The organism is Microbacterium sp. (assembly GCF_036823965.1).
GTDB lineage: Bacteria > Actinomycetota > Actinomycetes > Actinomycetales > Microbacteriaceae > Microbacterium.
On the sequence record NZ_DAITBE010000004.1, the window covers coordinates 118,868 to 136,703 of the forward strand.

A 17,836-nucleotide genomic window follows, 5' to 3' on the forward strand; every position below is an offset into this window, starting at 1 on the left:
CGAGACGCTCAGGCCGATGCGCGCTGCGCGTCGACCGGAATCCGATTACTTGAGGGTAACCGTGGCGCCTGCCTCTTCGAGCGCAGCCTTGGCCTTCTCGGCGGCTTCCTTGTTCGCGCCCTCGAGCACGGCCTTGGGAGCACCGTCGACGACAGCCTTGGCCTCGCCGAGGCCGAGCGAGGTGAGCTCGCGGACCGTCTTGATGACCTGGATCTTCTTGTCGCCAGCAGCCTCGAGGATGACGTCGAAGGAGTCCTTCTCCTCAACCTCTTCAGCAGCGCCTCCACCAGCGCCGGCAACGGCGACGGGTGCAGCAGCGGTGACCTCGAACTTCTCCTCGAACGCCTTGACGAAGTCGTTGAGCTCGACGAGGGTCAGGCCGGCGAACTGCTCGAGCAGCTCCTCAGTGGTGAGCTTAGCCATGATGTATCTCCTAGATAGATGGGGTTTGTAGACGAGATCGCAGGTCGCTTACGCGGCCTCTGCGGTCTCCAGCTTTTCGCGAAGCGCGTCGATGGTCGCGGCAGCCTTGCCCATCGTCGCCTTCATCATGCCCGCAGCCTTCGCCAGCAGAACCTCACGGCTCTCGAGCGCGGCGTACTTGTTGACCTCGTCGGCGGAGAGCGCGTTGCCCTCGAAGATGCCGGACTTGATCACGAGAAGCGGGTTGGCCTTGGCGAAGTCACGAAGAGCCTTGGCAGTGGCGACGAAGTCACCGTGCACGAACGCGACGGCAGACGGACCCTTGAGGTCGTCGTCCAGCGCGGTGATGCCAGCCTTGTTGGCGGCGATCTTGGTCAGCGTGTTCTTCACCACGGCGTACTCAGCGTCCTGACGGATGCTGTTGCGCAGCTCCTTGAGCTGGGCAACCGTCAGACCGCGGTACTCGGTCAGCAGAACGGCGGACGAGTTCTCGAATGACTTCGTGAGCTCGGCAACCGATGCATCCTTCTGCGCCATGGTCACTCCTTGGTGTGTACGAGGCGCCGCACGGTGGTGGGGCGCCGACCTCGACCCGACTGCACACAAAAAAGCTCCGGCGCAAGCGCACGGAGCTTCGGGAAGTTCGTGTCCTGCGCGGGCCCCTGCGATGCAGAGCTTCGATCTCCGTGCACTTGCGCACACGACGATGACCAGCGGTCTTCGGTTGCCACCACTCTACCTCACGCATTCCCCGCACCCAAATCAGGCGAGGTCACTGCCGGTGGGCCGCGCGACCACCGTGGCCGGCGAGCGCGTCCGCAGCGCGGATGAGACTCAGGTGCGAGAGCGCCTGCGGGGTGTTGCCGGCCTGTCGAGCGTTCGCGACGTCGTACTCCTCCGACAGCAGGCCGAGGTCGTTCGCCATCGCGACCAGCCGCTCCATCAGGTCGCGCGCTTCATCGATGCGCCCGCTCGTCGCGTACTGCTCGACCAGCCAGAAACTGCACGCGATGAAGGGATGCTCGCCTCCGGCGAGCCCGTCGACGCCCGACTCGGTGCGGTACCGCCGCGGGAATCCCTCGGTGAGCAGGGTGCGCTCGATCTGCTCCACGGTGCGGAGCATCCGCGGGTCGTCCGGCGGGCAGTAGCCGACCTGCGGGAGCACGAGCAGCGAGGCGTCGACCTCGATGGAGCCGTAGTGCTGCACGAAGTATCCCTGCTCGGCATCCACTCCGCGCTGGTCGATCTCGCGCTGCAGCCCGTCGCGGACCGCAGCCCACCGATCGGCGTCGCCGGGGAGTCCATGCTCCCGCACCGCGCGGACGCCGCGGTCGAGTGCAGCCCACATCATGACTCGGGAGTGCGTGAACCACTGCGGCTCGCCCCTGATCTCCCAGATGCCGTTGTCCGGACGATCGATCGAGGCGATCACCTGCTCGATGAGCGCGCGCTGGAGCGGCCAGGAGAAGTCGCCCTCCTCGAGTCCGGCGATCCTGGCGGATTCCAGGGCGACCAGCACCTCGCCGATCACGTCGCCCTGGTACTGGTCGACCGCCCCGTTGCCGATGCGCACCGGCGCCGCCCCACCGTAGCCGGGGAGACTCGTGAGCTCGCGCTCGATGAGATCGCGCTCCCCGGCGATCCCGTACATGATCTGCACCTCGTTCGGCTCTCCGGCGACCGCGCGCAGCAGCCACCGCCGCCAGTGGTGGGCTTCCGTGAGGAATCCGTGCGCGATCAGCGCCTCGAGCGTCAGCGCAGCATCCCGCAGCCAGACGAAGCGGTAGTCCCAGTTGCGCGAGCCGCCGAACTCCTCGGGGAGCGACGTCGTCGCCGCTGCCACGATGCCGCCGGTGTCCCGGTTGGTGAGCGCCCGAAGCACGAGCAGCGAGCGGACGACCTCACCGCGATGCGAGCCCTCGTGCTGGATGCCACTCGCCCAGCCCTGCCACCAGGAGCGCGTGGCGGCGATCGCGTCGTCGACGTCGAGCGGCTTCGGCGAATGCTCGTGCGAGGGGAACCAGCTGAGTGTCAGGTCGCGGACCTCGTCGGCCGCAACCGTCATCGTGGCCCGGTGCATGTGATCCTCCGCGACGAGTCGCACGCCGCGGATGATCACCGCCTCGGGGCCGGCGGTCGCGCGAAGCGCCGGCTCGTCCGCCGTGCCGACCTGGCGCACCCAGGGCAGTCTGCGGGAGTAGTCGAAGTGCAGCCGCAGCTCGGTGACGAATTCGACCTGCCCGGAGATGCCGACGATCCGGCGAACCACATCGCTGCGCGTGGGATGCAGGGGCATGAACTCGTGCACCTCGGCGATTCCGGTCGCGGTCTCCCAGCGGGTGACGAGGATGAACGTGTCGGACACGTACTGCCGCTGCGAGGTCGCCGCCGCATCGAACGGATGCAGGCTCCAGCATCCGTTGCGTGGTGCGCCCAGAAGCGCACCGAACAGCGACGGCGCATCGAAGCGCGGCAGGCAGAGCCAGTCGATGCTGCCGTCCCGCGAGACGAGCGCCCCGGTGCGGCAGTCGCTGAGCAGGGCGTAGTCCTCGATCGGAGCAGGCATCGCCCGATTCTGACATGACTGTCTGCGGGAAGGACGGGTTACGGTGGAATCATGGCCGAAGCGACGACGCTCGTGATCTTCGGAGCCGGCGGCGATCTCGCCTCCCGGCTCCTCCTCCCCGCGCTGGGACAGCTGCTGACGCGGGAGCCCTCCCGCGCGGTGCGCATCGTCGGCGCCGACCGCGAGGACTGGACCGACGCCGACCTCGAGGCCGTCGTCCGAACGGCGTTCGCGACGATGGATGCCGAGGATGCCGCCGCGCGCGTGGAGGTGACATATGTGCGGACCGACATCACCGAGCCAGACGACCTGCGCGCACTGCTGCAGGATCGAAGCGGCCAGGTCGCGCTCTACTTCGCAGTGCCGCCGGCGGTCGCCGCGGCATCCGTATCCGCCATGACCGCTGACATGCTGCCGGATGGCGCAGTGCTCGTCATGGAGAAGCCCTTCGGCACCGATGAGGCGAGCGCTCGGGCACTGAACCGGACGCTGACCGCGCTCGTGCCGGAGAGCCAGGTGTTCCGAGTCGACCACTTCCTCGGTCGCTCGACCACGCTCAACCTGCTCGGGGCGCGTTTCGCCAATCGCATCCTCGAACCGCTGTGGTCGGCCGAGAGCATCGAGTCCGTCGACATCGTGTACGACGAATCGCTGGCGCTGGAGGGGCGCGCCGGCTACTACGACTCCGCTGGCGCGCTGGTCGACATGATCCAGAGTCACCTGCTCCAGGTGCTCGCCGTGCTGGCGATGGAGGAGCCGACGACGCTCGACGAGGTCGACTTCCGCGCGGCGACGAGCGCGGTCCTGCGCGCGACCTCGGTGTGGGGCGATGACGCGGTGGCGTCCTCGCGCCGGGCGCGGTACACCGCCGGCACGATCGGCGGTGTCGCGAAGCCGTCGTACGTCGACGAGCCGGGCGTCGACCCCGACCGCGAGACCGAGACCCTCGCCGAGGCGACCTTCGAGGTGCGCAACAGTCGCTGGGCCGGCACGCCGTTCCGGCTGCGCTCCGGGAAGGCGCTCGGCACGCCGGCGACCGAGATCGTCGTGCGTTTCCGCCCCGTCCGGCACGTGCCGACCGGGCTGACCGGATCTGCGGACGGCGCAGTCCTGCGCTTCTCGCTGGGCCCCGACCGCATCTCGCTCGAGTTGAACCTGAACGCCGCGGAAGACCCGTTCGAGCTGGAACGCGCGACCCTGTCGTCCGAGCTCGGCGAGGGCGCCCTGAAGGCCTACGCCGAAGTGCTGTCCGGCGTCCTGGACGGCGACCCGCTGCTCGCCGTCCGCGGCGACGCCGCAGAGCAGTGCTGGCGGATCGTCGCGCCGATCCTCGAGGCGTGGCGGCGCGGCGACGTGCCGCTCGAGGAGTACGAGGCAGGCTCCCCCGGCCCCGCCGCCTGGCCCCTCCTGGCCTGATCCCCCTCTCTCCCCCACGCCGCACGCCCTGCCGAGCGGCCCCTTTTCGTGCGACCCGGCCCCTTCTGAACGTTCGCAAGGGGGCCGCTCGGTCGCAAGGGGCCGGGTCGGCGCTGTGTTCACCACGCGGAGCGGCGGCGGTCGAACAGCCCGATCGCGCGGAAGTGCGACTCCGCGGCATCCAGCGTTCCGACGTGCTCGCTCATCACACGCGCGACCCGCCACCCCGTCGTGCCTCGTACCCAGTCCTCTCGCGTCTTCTCGGCGAGCACGACGTCGTCCGCTGATCGATCCCCGCGAAGCTCGTCGTTCACATACTTCTCCCGCCCATCGCACTCGATGAAGGTGTGCGATTGGTCGAGAGCGATGTCCATCCAATAGCGAGAGACACCGTCGCGTTCGATCGGCACCTGCAGGCGAGGACGCGCGAAGCCGAGTTGGTGCAGTCGAAACCTGGTCACGCTCTCGAGCGGCAGCTGGGCGCGTCCGTCGGCGAGGTCGACGATCCGTCGCGCCTGCAGGATGCCGCGCGCTCCCGGCCGCCGCGTGCGTCTCGCCAGTTCAACGAGCAGCCCGTCGGCTGCGTCGTCGTCGTAGGCCCACGGCTCACCGCCGAGCGATGCGAGCGCAGCATCCGCGACGGCGAGCGCCGCCTCGCCTCGCACCGTGCGGATGACATCGAACACGGTGCGCGCCAGCGAGGTGCATCGGATGCCGTCCAGTTCGACGACGTCGGAGTCCGGCAGTGCCCCCTCGTGCCGCAGGATGCCCTGGATGCTGTGCCGGTGATTCGGCGGCGTGAGCACGTGGACGCGCTCCGGCCGGAGCCGGTAGAGCGGCAGACCCCAGAGCACCGCAGCCGACACGTGCGAGAAGATCGGCTCGCTGCCGGATGACGAGAGCGCAGCCGCGACGACCTCCGCCCTGTGCCGCGACTCCGAGGGAAGATCCGTCCATCGGGTGTACTCGACGAACCACCCTCGGCGCACCCGATGCAACCGTCGAGCATCGATCGCCGACCGAAGCGTTCGTGAGCTCCACCCTTCGGCGCTGAGTCTTCGGCTGCTGATGAGGATGTCCGCTATCTCGTCGACGGTCGCGTGGCGCATCCGCAGATCCTGCTCCGCCATCGCACTCCCCGAGTTCCCTCCCGACTCCCCCTGTGCATACCTCCCGTCCTTCTTCCCGCGTGCAGGAAAAGTCGAGCCGCCTCACCCCCGCGCGCCGAGCGGCCCCGTTGTGTGCGGCCCGGCCCTTTCTCGACGGACACAACGGGGCCGCTCGCACACAACGGGGCCGCTCGGCGCAGGAGGCGGGGAACGACAGTGCGGGGGACGACAGGCGGGGAACGACAGGCGGGGAACGGGGAACGAGGGATGCTGCGGAGCGGCGTGTGCGAGTGGCGAGGTCGGCGGGTGGAGTTAGGCTCAGAGCGTGAATGAGGAGCTCGCTGCACGCATCGTCGCGGACTCCCGCGACCGCGTCGCGTGGCTGCGAGCACGATCCCGCGGCATCACCGCGACCGACGTCGCCGGCCTCACCAGCGAGAAGTCGATCGTCCGCGCGGCGGACGCAAAACTCGGCGGGGGCCCGCGCTTCGGCGGCAACGCCTACACGGATCACGGACGACGTCGCGAGCCGGAGATCGCCGCATGGGTCGCCGCGACGCACGGCATCCTCCCGTCATCCGCGCTCTTCCGCGCGAAGGTCGAGCACCGCCACCTGGCCACGCCCGACGGCATCGCCGTCGACGCGGACGGGCGGGTGAAGCTCGCCGAGATCAAGACGACGAACAAGGCATTCCGCGGCATCCCCCGCACGTACCTGCGTCAGGTCTGGTGGCAGCAGCACGTGCTCGGCGCGGAGCGCACGCTGTTCGTCTGGGAGGAGCACGTCGACTTCGCGCCGATCCACGACGAGCCCCGCTGCGTGTGGATCGACCGGGACGACCGCGAGATCGCCAAGCTGGTCGGCCTCGCGACGGATCTGATCGACGAGCTCTACCGTCGAACGACCGGGCAGCAGGTGCCAACGCGGATCGCCGATGCAACGGCCGCCGCCGCTGCCAGCCGGCGCGAGCATCTCCGCGAGCGCGACGCCTTCCGCGCCCTGGCTCTGGCCGAGTAGCGCGCCGCAGGTCAGACCGTGCAGGTCGCGCCGAGGCCGAGGAGCCCGATCGCGAGCCTTCTCGTGGCCCCAAGTGACGTCCATGCCGTCCCGGGGAGGACGTTCGTGACGGTCAAGGTCGTCGTGCTGCCGAGGAGGTTCGAGACGAGGCTCGTGAGCAGCGCCTGACTGAGGGTCGCAGAATACGTGTACACGCCTCCGACCGGTCCGCTCGAGGTGATGGAGGCCGCCGGCACGGTACCGGTGGTCGTCCCTGATGTCGCGGTGAGAAGGATGTCCGCCGGCGGGTACGTCGACGTCCAGGTGAGAGTGACGCTCTGGAACACCAGACCGATCCCGATGACGCTCAGGTTCTGGATGGTGCACGCGGTGATGCTCGGGGTCAGCAGCGTCGTGGCCTGGAACGATGCCGAGGTGTGCTCGCTGTCCGTGAATCGAGCTTCCGTCAGCTGCGCGGACGGCAGGACGGCGACGCCCGTCAGCGCCGCGAGTCCCGCGACCCCCGCCAGCATCCTCCGCTTCCAGGGCGCCATCACTCGGCACTCTCCGACTCACGCGCAGCACGACGACGGATGCTCAGCAGCATCGAGCCGGCCAGGAGCAGCGCCGCACCGGCGCCGAACACCCACGGCACTGTCGGCGGCACCCCCGTCGTCGCCAACCCGCCGCCCGGCCCGACGACCGCGGTCTCTCCCGCACCTCGCGCGTGGACGCGCACCTCGGTGCTGCCGCCGGCCCCGTCCTCGCCGAGCGTGATCGCGAGACGGACGTGCGCCGTCTCGTCGTCGGCGATCTCGGCGAGCTGCACCTCAGCGCCGTCGCGTGGGAGGTTCCAGTTCGCCCGCAGCACCGTCGCACCACCAGGGCATCCAGCGGCCTCCCATGCGCGTGCGCAGAGCGAGACGTCGAGGAGCAACGGCGCAGAACCGGTCGCGCTCACGCCGATGCTCACGATGCCGGGGTCGGGAGCGTCTGCGCTGATCGCGACGTCCCATCGCACCGGAGCACCGGGACGCAGGCTGGAGGCCGCGTCCCAGTCCGCGACCGAGACCAGCCGCAGCACCTCGCCCTGGACCACCTGAGTCGTGGGCGCAGCCGACGCCGTCGCCGGCACGAGCAGCGCGCCGGCGGCGGCGAGTGCGGCGATCGGCGCGATGAGACGCCGTCTCATGTCGCACCGCTGGTTCGTCGGCCCCGCGATCCTCCGGGCGAGCGAGGCCAGAACGCCCAGACCACGAGCGCGGTGGCTGCCAGCGTGAGACCGCCGAGGATGACCGGATTGCTCATCCCCGCGACCATCGTCGCGATACCCGGGATCGAGAACAGCACGATGCGCACCGATGAGACGGCATACGGGAAGGCGTCATCCGTCGCGTTCGCGTCTCCGCGCAGCGTGATCACCCGCTCGGTCGCGGTTGCGCCGTCCGCGACCGAGGTCACCCGGTGGGTCACCGGGAGCTCGCCCTCCCGATCGACCGTCACGACGTCACCGACGGCGATCTGCGCTGCGTCGATGCGCTGCACCACGGCGACGGAACCCGCCGGGATGGTCGGTGACATCGACCCGGTGCTGAACATGATCAGGGTGATGTGCGCCGTGAAGGCCAGGATCACCAGCAGCATGCACACGACGCCGCCGATCGCTGCGATCCACAGCAGCACGTCGGCGACGACGCCGCCTGACCGCGCGCGCTTCGGACGCGGCTCGGCGGCGACCGCCGCGACGCCGAGCGCGACGACGGCAGGCTGCTCGCGCAGACTGCGTCTGGTCACCGGTGCGTTCATCCGTCTCTCCGTGCTCGACTCCGTGGCATCCGATCGCCTAGGACGACGTCCCCACGAACTGCCAGGTCTGCGTCATCGTGAGCCCCTGTGCAGCGTTCACCGCCGTCGTCGGCAGCGTCACGGCGATGCAGTAGTTCACCTGCGCACCGCCGTTCGCCGTGACCGCCTGCGTCGCGGCTCCGTTCGCGGTCAGCGCCGAGCCGTCGGCGACCACCGCAGTGCCGGCCGGGTACGTCGTCGCGTTGCAGGTCGTTCCGGCGATCGTGCGGACCCCGTAGGTGAGATGCGTCGCGAGGCCCGTGCCGCCGGGTGTGCCGGCGGTCAGCTGCACCGTGCCGGCGACCGACGGGTTCGCCGTCTTCACGCTGAAGAGCGCGTACGTCGTGGTGCCAGGCGCCATCGCCGTCGGCGCGAGGACGAAACTCAACGACGCCGCGGTCCCCGTCGTCGCGTGACTCGTGAAGGTCGCGCCGTCGGTCGCCCCGACGATGTCGAACCGCCCGGCCTGGAACGTCGCCGTCGCGTACTCGGAGTCGTTCCAGGCGGCGAGGGTCGCCGTCACGCCGATGCCGAACACGAGTCCGCCGGCGAGCACCGCGCGAATCCGGCGGGAGCGCAATCGCTTCGCCTCCCGCACGCTTCTGCGGGTTCTCATGGCCGGCTCAGTTCGTCGACGTGGCCGTGAACTTCCAGGTCGCCGTCGTCGCGGTGCCCTGCTTGAGCGTCGCATCCCCGGTGACCTTGAAGCAGAGCTGCACGGCCGTGCCGGCGGTCGCGGCGTCCGCGCCCTTGGTCAGGGCAACGGTGGTCACACCGGTCTGGGCGTCGAGCGTCGCACCCGTCGCGACCGGGGTGCCGATCGCAGATGCAGCGTTGCAGGTCGCCCCCGGAGCGAGCTGGTACACCTGGTACGACAGGTGGCCGGAGTTCGACGTGGCAGCGGCGTCCGCGGTCGTCCCGTTCGCCACGAGGTTCGCGCCGGTGGTCGTGCCGGCCGCAAGGCGCACCCAGAACCCGGCGTACACCGAATCGCCGGGCGACATGTTGCCGACGAGCCCTGCGGGGAGCGTGAAGGCGAGCGTCGCCGCAGTGCCACCGGTGTCGACGTTGTGATCGCTGTAGCTCGCGGCGACGTCACCCGCGGTGGAGCCCTGCAGGTTGAACGAGCCGGACGTGAACGTACCGGTCGCGAACTCCGAGTCGTTCCACGCGGCGAGCGTGGCTGCGACGCCGACGCCGAGCACGAGTCCTCCCGCGAGCACCGCCAGGACCTTGCGCTGATTCTCTTTCTTCGACATGAACCATTCCCCCTCAGGAATCCGGAGACCGTGCGAACGCGTGGGACCGGTCGCCCCTCAGAGACCTGCGTGTACAGCCGTACTCAATCCTCCCCAGACAAATCCCAGGCGACAAGGCGAATTCGCGCAGGACCCGCACTCATTGCGCGCAACCGATCACAACCTCATCACAGAGATGGTTGACGCATGTCAACCACAGGCGTATGGTTGACGAAGTTCAACCATCTCGTGCGCGCCAGAGCTGTCGCGGCACCACTGCTCCTCGCCACACGAAAGGTCTGTCATGACCACGGACTCACCAGTCAAGATGACGCACCGCCAGGTGCTCGAAGCCCTCACCGGGCTGCTGCTCGGCATGTTCGTCTCGATGATCGCGACGACGGTCGTCTCGACCTCGATGCCCGTCATCGTGCACGACCTCGGCGGCGACCAGGCCGCGTACACCTGGGTCATCACGGCCACGCTGCTGACCACGGCGATCTCGACGCCGATCTGGGGCAAGCTCGCAGACCTGTTCAACCGCAAGCTGCTCATCCAGCTCGCGATCGTCATCTTCGTCGGCGCGACAGCTGCCGCCGGATTCGCGCAGGACACCAACACGCTGATCGCCTTCCGCGCGCTCCAGGGCATCGGCGGCGGCGGCCTCGCCGCGCTCAGCCAGGTCATCATGGCCGACATCATCAGCCCGCGCGAGCGTGGCCGGTACATGGGCCTCTTCGGCGCCGTCATGGCCGTCGCGACCGTCGGCGGCCCGCTGCTCGGCGGCTGGATCACCGACGTCGCCAACTGGCGCTGGAACTTCTTCGTCGCCCTCCCCTTCGCCGTCGCGGCGCTGATCATCCTGCAGAAGACGCTGCATATCAGCACCGATCGCACGCGCAAGGCATCGATCGACTACACGGGCATCGTGCTGCTCTCCGCCGCCGTCTCGCTGATCCTCATCTGGATCACGAACGCCGGATCCACCTTCGAGTGGTGGAGCACCGAGACCGTGCTGATGGTGGGCGGCTCGATCATCGCCGCCATCGCGTTCATCATCGTCGAGAACAGGGTGCGCGAGCCGCTCATCCCGCTCTCGCTCTTCAAGGGCCGCACCTTCACCCTCTCGGTGATCGCCTCGATCTCGATCGGTGTCGCGATGTTCGGCACCTCGGTCTACCTCGCGCAGTACATGCAGCTCTCCCGCGGCGCCTCACCGACGGAAGCCGGCCTCATGACGCTGCCGATGATGGCCGGTCTCCTGCTCTCGTCGATGGTCGTCGGCCAGCTCGTCACCCGCTTCGGAAAGTGGAAGGGATACCTGATCCTCGGCTCCGTGCTGCTGATCGCCGGCTCCACGATGCTCTCGACGCTGCACTACGACACGAACTTCGCACTCGTCTCGCTGTACATGTTCCTCACCGGAGCCGGTGTCGGCATGACGATGCAGAACCTCGTGCTGATCGTGCAGAACGTCGCCAAGCCGAGCGAGATGGGCGTCTCGAGCTCCGGTGTCACCTTCTTCCGCAGTCTCGGCGGCACGATCGGCGTCTCGGTCATGGGAGCCGTCCTGGCGAACTCCCTCACGACCCTGTTCGCCGACGGCAAGGAGCGCATCGGCACGGCGATCGCCCAGCTCGGCGACAAGGGCGCCGAGGTCGCGGCGCAGCTCTCCAGCGGCACGCTCCCCGAGGTGCGCCTGCTCCCCGAACCGGTGCGCTCGATCATCGAGGACTTCTACGCCCAGGCGATCTCGCACGCCTTCCTGATCGGCATCCCGCTGGCCGTCATCAGCCTGGTCGCGATCCTGTTCCTGCCGAACAAGCCGCTGACCACGATGACCACGAGCGAGCGGGCCCACGCGGATGCCACGAAGACGGACGCCGCGAAGGGCGGCGCTGTCGACGGGGCAGCCGATGTCGCGATCGCGGATGCGACCGCACTCTCGGGTGCGACGACGGGGACGGTCACGGTCGTCTCAGGACGATCCGGCGACCGGGACGCCGATGACCGAGGCTGAGCGCCCGGCCGAGTCCCCCGAGGCGCGGGCCGCTGCGGTCCGCGCCCTCGAGGCGGAGTTCAGCGAGCTGATCACGCACTTCCGTCGGCTGATCATGGAGAACGCGAACCGCGTCAGCCCAGGCATGCTTCCCGGTGCGTACAAGGCGCTCACCACGATCGCGCGGTGCGAGCAGGTGACGGCCTCGGCCCTGGCGGAGCGGATGCTGATGGACAAAGGCCAGGTCAGCCGCACCGTCCGCGAGCTCGAGGATCTCGGGCTCATCGTGCGGACTCCCGATCCCAGCGATGGCCGCTCCTCACTGCTGCGCCTCACCCCGCTCGGCTCCGAGCGGCTCGCGGCGGCCCGCGCCCCGCAGGAGGGGATGCTGATGAGCACGCTGCACGACTGGAATCTCACCGACATCGGCAACCTCACCCGGCTGCTGCACGCACTCGCGTCGGGCGTGAACCCGGGTACCGGCGAGCAGGAGCCGACCGCCTAGTCGACGCGTCCTCCCGGCTGCAGCACGACCCGAGCCTCCGCAGCGACCTCCGCCGCGATCGTGTCGAGCAGGTCGGAGCGCAGGTTCCACTGCTGCCAGAACAGCGCGACGCGCAGGGTCGGTCCGCCGAGCCGGACCAGCCCGTCCGATCCCTGCGGCAGCGGCAGCATCCCCCAGCCGAGTCCGAGCTCGACCGCGAGGGCGTAGTCGTGCGAGGCCGGCACGTAGTGCCGCGGCACACCCTGCTGCGCCACCCCTCGTCGGCGAAGCCACTCGTGCTGCAGCGTGTCCCGGCGGTCGAAGTCGACGAACGGCGCAGCCGCCAGCGCGGCCGTCGTCGCACCGCCTGCGAACCACCGCGCCGCGAACGCGGGCGCGGCGACAGCCTCGTATTCGAGCACGCCGAGGGGAGTCACCGAGCAGCCGGCGACCGGCACGTTCTCACTCGTGACCGCCGCCATCACGGTGCCGGACTCGAGCAGCCGAGCGGTGAAGTTCTGGTCGTCGCGGTGCAGGTCGAAGTCGATGTCGTGCTGCGCCGACAACCGCGCAAGCGGAGCGAGGAACCAGGTCGCCATCGAGTCGGCGTTCACGGCGAGCGGCACCGTGATCCGCCGGGCATCGCCCTCGGGATCCAGCCCGACTCCGGCCAGCGCATCATGCTCGAGCAGAGCGATCTGCCGAGCGAGCCGCACCACCGCTTCCCCCGCCTCGGTCAGTCGCGTCGGCTTCGAGCGCACGACCAGGATGCGGCCGAGCTGCTGTTCGAGCGTCTTGAGCCGCTGACTCACGGCGGACGGTGTGATGCGCAGCCGGCGAGAGGCGGCATCCAGCGTCCCTTCGTCCGCGACTGCAGCGACGGTGGCAGCCAGTTCAGGATCGATTCTCACGTAAGCGATGCTAATGGTTCGGTAGGAATCCTCGCTGGTGTTGATGCTGACGTGTTCGTAGGCTGATCGCATGCTCATCGTCCTCGCCGGCCTCGGTCTCGGCCTCTCGCTGATCGTCGCCATCGGCGCCCAGAACGTGTTCGTGCTCCGCCAGGGCATCCGCCGGGAGCACGTGCTCGCTGTCGTGATCGTCTGCGCGGTCTCGGATGCCGTGCTGATCCTCGCCGGGGTCGCCGGCCTCGGCTTCGTCATCTCGGCAGCACCGTGGCTCGTGGTCGGCGCGCGATGGGCAGGCGCCGTGTTCCTGCTCGTGTACGGACTGCTGGCTGCGCGCCGTGCCTGGCGCGGCACCGGCGACGCGCTGCAGGTGGACAGCGCCGACGAGTCGGTGCCGGTGGCATCCGGCGGCACGCTCACCACGACGCGCACTCGCACGCCCATGGCGCCGGTGCTGCTCACGGTCCTCGCCCTGACCTGGTTGAACCCGCACGTCTACCTCGACACGGTGCTGATGCTCGGCTCGATCGCGGCGACGCACGGCGAGGAGCGCTGGCTGTTCGCCGCCGGAGCAGTGGCCGCCAGCATCCTGTGGTTCACCGCACTCGGCTTCGGCGCGCGCTACCTCGGCCGCTGGCTGCGCACGCCACTGTCCTGGCGAATCCTCGACGCGGTGATCGCGGTCGTGATGGTGTCGATCGCGGTGAGCCTCGTGCTCCCGGTGCTCGGCGGCTGAGCCCCTGGTGATCCGCGAGACGGTCGGCGACCTCCGCCACCGGCTCCGCTCGCAGGTGGTGCCGTCCCGAAACGTCGCAGGCGACGTCGACTGCGGCCCCGACGACGTCATGCCTGCATGATGCGGCACGAACTGCGACCGCGACGACCGAGCTGCCCCGCGAGCGGTCCGGCGCTCAGATCCCGTCGAGCGGGCGGAGGATGCGCGTGAGGAAGCGCTGCGTCCGCTCATGCTTCGGGGCGGTGAAGACCTGCTCAGGAGTTCCCTGCTCGACCACGACGCCGCCGTCCATGAACAGCACGTGATCGGCGGCCTCGCGCGCGAAGCTCAGCTCGTGCGTGACGACGGCCATCGTCCACCCCTCGTCGGCGAGCTCCTTGATGACGACGAGCACGTCACCGACGAGCTCGGGGTCGAGCGCGCTGGTCGGCTCGTCGAACAGCAGCAGGTCCGGCTTCAGTGCGAGCGCGCGGACGATGCCGACGCGCTGCTGCTGGCCGCCGGACAGCTGGTGCGGACGAGCATCCGCCTTGTCGCTCAGGCCGACGCGTTCGAGCAGCGCCAGCGCCTCGCCCACCACCTCGTCCTTCGGACGGCGCTGCACGCGCCACGGGCCCTCGATCACGTTCTCCAGCACAGTGAAGTGCGGAAACAGGTTGTGATGCTGGAAGACCATCGCCGAGCGGTCGCGCAGCGCCAGCCGTGTCTGCGCACGCTGGCGAGTCGGCGTCTTCGCCGCAGCCGCGAAGTCGATGTCGGGACCGCCGTCGACGACGATGGTGCCGGCGTCGGGCGTCTCGAGTCCGTTCAGCGCGCGCAGCACCGTCGTCTTCCCGGACCCGCTGGGACCGATGAGCACGACCACCTCGCCCCGATGCAGCGTCAGGTCGATGCCACGGAGCACCTCGTTGTCGCCGAAACTCTTCCGCAGTCCTCTGGCGGTGAGCAACGGCTCGCCAGGATCAGTTCGCGACATTGCGGTCCAACCTTCTCTCCAGCGCGCTCTGGCCGAACGACAGCACCAGGCAGATCACCCAGTAGACCAGCGCAGCGGCCAGATAGAGCACCATGAACTCGAGCGTCGCAGAGGCGATCTGCTGGGCGACCTTGAACAGCTCGGTCACCAGGATCAGCGATGCGAGCGAAGTGTCCTTCACGAGCGAGATGAACGTGTTCGACAGCGGCGGCACCGACACCCGCGCGGCCTGCGGCAGGATGACGCGAGTGAGGGTGCGCGTGCGGTTCATCCCGACCGTGTACGCGGCCTCCCACTGTCCCTTCGGCACAGACAGGATCGCTGCTCGCACGACCTCGGCCCCGTACCCGCCGACGTTCAACGACAGAGCGATGATCGCGCTCGGCCAGGGATCGATCTTGAGTCCGATCGATCCGAGGCCGTAGAAGATCACGAACAGCTGCACGATCATCGGCGTTCCGCGGATCACCGAGATGTAGAACCGAGCGATGCCGGACACGACCGGCTGCACCGAGATGCGCATCAGCGCGACACCCACCGCGATCACGAGCCCGATGGCGAACGAGACGAGCGCGAGCGGCACCGTCACCGTCACGCCGGCCAGCGCGATGGGCCCGAGCGAATCGAGGAACAGCTGCCAGGGATTCTCCATGTGCTACTGCGTGACGTCTTCGCCGAAGTACTTGTCGCTGATCTCAGCGAGCGTGCCATCGGCACGCAGCTCGTCGAGGGCCTTGTCGACCGCTTCGACGAGCGCCGTCTTGTCCTTCGTGAACACGAACGCCTGCGTGCCGGCGTCCTCGGTCTCGGCCGCGATCTTCAGACCGGACGGGCTGTTGGTCTTCTCGTAGTCGAGGAAGGTGAGCTTGTCGTTCACGGTCGCATCGACGCGACCCTGGCGCAGCAGCTCGACCGCCTGGGCCCAGCCCTCGACGCCCTCGACCGTGGCGCCGGAGTCGGTGGCCAGCTCGTACCAGTTGCTCGTGAGCGACTGGGCGGTGGTCTTGCCTGCGAGATCGTCGAACGACGAGATCGAGTCGTCGTCCTCGGCCACGACGATCACACCGGGCGAGACGGTGTACGGCTCGCTGAAGAGGTACTTGGCCTCACGCTCGTCGTTGATGCTGACCTGATTGGCGATCACGTCGAAGCGGCCGGCATCGAGACCCGCGAAGATCGAGTCCCACTGGGTCTCCTCGAACTTCACCTCGAGGTCGAGCTTGTCGGCGACAGCCTGGATGATCTCGACGTCGTAGCCGGTCAGGTCGCCCGTGCCGCCGTCGGCGTGGAAGCTGAACGGGCGGTAGGTGCCCTCGGTCGCGACCGTGAGGGTGCCGTCGCTCACGAGGCCCAAGCCGGAGGATGCCGAGCTGTCGCCGCCACTCGTCGACTCCGGGGCGCTGGTTCCGCTGCACGCGGTGAGCGCTGCGGCGGTGAGGACGAGAGCCGTGACGGCGATGAAGCGACGGGACATGGGCGAACCCTCCTGGGGTGCAGTGAGCGCGAGTGCTGTGGCGCGCGATTGTTGGACTCATCACAGTATGCGGTGCGGCAGCGGACTCCGCATCGCATGACGCCGAGTTTCGGCATCCGCTCGCCTGGCCGAAGCTGCACGCAGAAACGCCCCCGGGTGGACCCGGGGGCGTTTCTCGGCGACTGGGTCGCTGAGCGTGTCGACGCGTCAGATGGCGTTGACGTCCAGCGGGATGCCGGGGCCGAACGTGGTCGACACCGCACCCTTCTGGATGTAACGGCCCTTCGAGCTCGACGGCTTGAGGCGGACGATCTCCTCGAGCGCTGCGTCGATGTTCTCGTTCAGCTGCTCGGTGGTGAAGGATGCCTTGCCGACGACGAAGTGCACGTTGGCGTGCTTGTCGACGCGGAACTCGATCTTTCCGCCCTTGATCTCCTCGACGGCCTTGGCCGTGTTCGGGGTCACGGTACCGGTCTTCGGGTTCGGCATCAGGCCACGCGGACCCAGAACCTTTCCGAGGCGACCGACCTGGCCCATGAGCTCAGGGGTGGAGACGGCTGCATCGAAGTTGGTCCAGCCATCGGCGACCTTCTGGATGAGCTCGGCGCCACCGACCTCGTCGGCGCCAGCGGCGATCGCGGCCTCAGCGGCCGGACCCGTCGCGAACACGATGACGCGGGCGGTCTTACCGGTGCCGTGGGGCAGGATGACGGTGCCGCGCACCATCTGGTCTGCCTTGCGGGGGTCGACGGCGAGCTTCAGCGCGACCTCGACGGTCGAGTCGAACTTCGCCGAGCCGGTCTCCTTCGCGAGGGCGACTGCCTCGGACGGGGTGTAGAAACGGTCTGCCTCGATCTTCTCGGCGGCAGCGTTGTAAGCCTTGGACTTAGCCATGATTATTCTCCTCAGCCCTCGACCGTGATGCCCATGGAACGGGCGGTGCCGGCGATGATCTTCGAGGCGGCCTCGATGTCGTTGGCGTTCAGGTCAGCCTGCTTGGTCTCAGCGATCTCGCGGACCTGCTCCTTGGTGATCTTCGCGACCTTGGTGGTGTGCGGGGTCGCAGAGCCCTTGGCGACGCCTGCGGCCTTCTTGATGAGCTCCGCTGCGGGCGGGGTCTTCAGGATGAACGTGAAGCTGCGGTCCTCGTAGACGGTGATCTCGACGGGGATGACGTTGCCGCGCTGCGACTCGGTCGCGGCGTTGTACGCCTTGCAGAACTCCATGATGTTGACGCCATGCTGACCGAGCGCGGGGCCGATCGGCGGCGCCGGGTTGGCTGCACCAGCCTTGATCTGAAGCTTGATCAGGCCGGTCACCTTCTTCTTCGGTGCCATTCTCTTTCCTTTCATCGAACCGGATGCCGGAGGCCTTCGACTCGGCGCTTCGCGCCTCGCTCAGGACGAGCATCCGTTTCTCCCACGAGTCCGGCATCTCCGGACCGTGGTCGTCTGTGCACCCTTCGACACGCTCAGGGACCCATGACGGGCGTCGCACAAACCACATAAGTCTACCCGATCCCAGCACGTCGCGTGTTCCGCCGCCGCCTCGACCAGCGCCCCCTTCTCGCCGACCCGGCCCTTTGCGTGCGAGCGGCCCCTTTGCGAACGTCTGGAAAGGGGCCGCTCGCACGCAAAGGGGCCGCTCGGCAAAGGCAGGGGACGC

General features: G+C 68.7%; 20 protein-coding genes. 5 read left to right on the top strand and 15 right to left on the bottom strand.

The annotated features are described in order from the left end of the window. Positions 1-45 precede the first annotated feature (45 nt). From rplL to V7Z82_RS08625, 3 genes are all read right to left on the bottom strand, one after another. Entirely contained in the window at positions 46-423 is a 378-nt protein-coding gene (gene rplL, locus V7Z82_RS08615; RefSeq protein ID WP_042539579.1) for a 50S ribosomal protein L7/L12, read from the bottom strand. Positions 424-471: 48 nt separating this feature from the next. Continuing rightward, the gene (gene rplJ, locus V7Z82_RS08620; RefSeq protein WP_045255761.1) at positions 472-960 is read right to left on the bottom strand and encodes a 50S ribosomal protein L10; all 489 of its coding nucleotides are present in this window, start codon (positions 958-960) and stop codon (positions 472-474) included. A 235-nt stretch (positions 961-1,195) separates the two neighbouring features. Continuing rightward, complete coding sequence (locus tag V7Z82_RS08625; RefSeq protein ID WP_334150145.1) at positions 1,196-2,989, bottom strand: glycoside hydrolase family 15 protein; 1,794 nt, start codon at positions 2,987-2,989, stop codon at positions 1,196-1,198. Between the two features lie 51 nt (positions 2,990-3,040). Between V7Z82_RS08625 and V7Z82_RS08630 the strand changes: the two genes are divergently transcribed. Then, positions 3,041-4,405: a glucose-6-phosphate dehydrogenase gene (locus V7Z82_RS08630; RefSeq protein WP_334150147.1), complete on the top strand. Its 1,365-nt coding sequence runs from the start codon at positions 3,041-3,043 to the stop codon at positions 4,403-4,405. Positions 4,406-4,524: 119 nt separating this feature from the next. Here V7Z82_RS08630 and V7Z82_RS08635 read toward each other — a convergent pair whose 3' ends face one another. Continuing rightward, on the bottom strand, positions 4,525-5,535 hold the full coding sequence (locus V7Z82_RS08635; protein ID WP_334150149.1) for a type IV toxin-antitoxin system AbiEi family antitoxin domain-containing protein: 1,011 nt from the start codon (positions 5,533-5,535) through the stop codon (positions 4,525-4,527). A 304-nt stretch (positions 5,536-5,839) separates the two neighbouring features. On the opposite strand from V7Z82_RS08635, the gene V7Z82_RS08640 reads away from it, so the two are divergent. Further along, positions 5,840-6,532, top strand: coding sequence for a YqaJ viral recombinase family protein (locus V7Z82_RS08640; RefSeq protein WP_334150151.1), 693 nt, complete (start codon positions 5,840-5,842; stop codon positions 6,530-6,532). Positions 6,533-6,543: 11 nt separating this feature from the next. On the opposite strand, the gene V7Z82_RS08645 is transcribed toward V7Z82_RS08640, so the two are convergent. From V7Z82_RS08645 to V7Z82_RS08665, 5 genes are read right to left on the bottom strand one after another with little or no spacing between them, the layout of a single operon-like run. Further along, positions 6,544-7,065, bottom strand: a complete 522-nt coding sequence (locus V7Z82_RS08645) for a hypothetical protein (protein ID WP_334150153.1) — start codon at positions 7,063-7,065, stop codon at positions 6,544-6,546. After that, a complete protein-coding gene (locus V7Z82_RS08650) occupies positions 7,065-7,703 on the bottom strand; it encodes a hypothetical protein (protein WP_334150155.1) in 639 nt (212 codons plus the stop codon). Before V7Z82_RS08650 ends, V7Z82_RS08645 begins: the two co-directional genes overlap by 1 nt. Beyond that, positions 7,700-8,317: a signal peptidase I gene (locus V7Z82_RS08655; protein ID WP_334150157.1), complete on the bottom strand. Its 618-nt coding sequence runs from the start codon at positions 8,315-8,317 to the stop codon at positions 7,700-7,702. The genes V7Z82_RS08650 and V7Z82_RS08655 overlap by 4 nt, the downstream gene beginning before the upstream one ends. A 37-nt stretch (positions 8,318-8,354) precedes the next feature. Continuing rightward, positions 8,355-8,972, bottom strand: coding sequence for a SipW-dependent-type signal peptide-containing protein (locus tag V7Z82_RS08660; protein WP_334150159.1), 618 nt, complete (start codon positions 8,970-8,972; stop codon positions 8,355-8,357). A gap of 7 nt (positions 8,973-8,979) precedes the next feature. Beyond that, positions 8,980-9,615 (bottom strand): SipW-dependent-type signal peptide-containing protein, encoded by a 636-nt coding sequence (locus tag V7Z82_RS08665; protein WP_334150161.1) that lies wholly within the window; start codon positions 9,613-9,615, stop codon positions 8,980-8,982. Between the two features lie 283 nt (positions 9,616-9,898). Between V7Z82_RS08665 and V7Z82_RS08670 the strand changes: the two genes are divergently transcribed. Continuing rightward, positions 9,899-11,614, top strand: a complete 1,716-nt coding sequence (locus V7Z82_RS08670) for an MDR family MFS transporter (RefSeq protein ID WP_334150162.1) — start codon at positions 9,899-9,901, stop codon at positions 11,612-11,614. After that, entirely contained in the window at positions 11,601-12,098 is a 498-nt protein-coding gene (locus tag V7Z82_RS08675) for a MarR family winged helix-turn-helix transcriptional regulator (RefSeq protein WP_334150164.1), read from the top strand. The genes V7Z82_RS08670 and V7Z82_RS08675 overlap by 14 nt, the downstream gene beginning before the upstream one ends. Here V7Z82_RS08675 and V7Z82_RS08680 read toward each other — a convergent pair. Continuing rightward, positions 12,095-12,988: an ArgP/LysG family DNA-binding transcriptional regulator gene (locus tag V7Z82_RS08680; RefSeq protein WP_334150166.1), complete on the bottom strand. Its 894-nt coding sequence runs from the start codon at positions 12,986-12,988 to the stop codon at positions 12,095-12,097. The two genes, V7Z82_RS08675 and V7Z82_RS08680, sit on opposite strands and share 4 nt — an antisense overlap. A gap of 70 nt (positions 12,989-13,058) precedes the next feature. Between V7Z82_RS08680 and V7Z82_RS08685 the strand changes: the two genes are divergently transcribed. After that, positions 13,059-13,721 carry a LysE/ArgO family amino acid transporter gene (locus V7Z82_RS08685; protein ID WP_334150168.1) on the top strand — a complete coding sequence of 221 codons (663 nt, stop codon included), beginning with the start codon at positions 13,059-13,061 and terminating at the stop codon, positions 13,719-13,721. A gap of 175 nt (positions 13,722-13,896) precedes the next feature. On the opposite strand, the gene V7Z82_RS08690 is transcribed toward V7Z82_RS08685, so the two are convergent. From V7Z82_RS08690 to rplK, 5 genes are all read right to left on the bottom strand, one after another. After that, positions 13,897-14,697, bottom strand: coding sequence for an amino acid ABC transporter ATP-binding protein (locus tag V7Z82_RS08690; RefSeq protein ID WP_334150170.1), 801 nt, complete (start codon positions 14,695-14,697; stop codon positions 13,897-13,899). Further along, positions 14,684-15,349 carry an amino acid ABC transporter permease gene (locus V7Z82_RS08695; protein WP_045278701.1) on the bottom strand — a complete coding sequence of 222 codons (666 nt, stop codon included), beginning with the start codon at positions 15,347-15,349 and terminating at the stop codon, positions 14,684-14,686. The genes V7Z82_RS08690 and V7Z82_RS08695 overlap by 14 nt, the downstream gene beginning before the upstream one ends. A gap of 3 nt (positions 15,350-15,352) precedes the next feature. Beyond that, entirely contained in the window at positions 15,353-16,171 is an 819-nt protein-coding gene (locus tag V7Z82_RS08700) for an amino acid ABC transporter substrate-binding protein (protein WP_334150172.1), read from the bottom strand. A 207-nt stretch (positions 16,172-16,378) separates the two neighbouring features. Beyond that, positions 16,379-17,065, bottom strand: coding sequence for a 50S ribosomal protein L1 (gene rplA, locus V7Z82_RS08705; RefSeq protein WP_334150174.1), 687 nt, complete (start codon positions 17,063-17,065; stop codon positions 16,379-16,381). 11 nt (positions 17,066-17,076) lie between these two features. After that, on the bottom strand, positions 17,077-17,508 hold the full coding sequence (gene rplK / locus V7Z82_RS08710) for a 50S ribosomal protein L11 (RefSeq protein ID WP_334150176.1): 432 nt from the start codon (positions 17,506-17,508) through the stop codon (positions 17,077-17,079). Between the last annotated feature and the right edge of the window lie 328 nt (positions 17,509-17,836).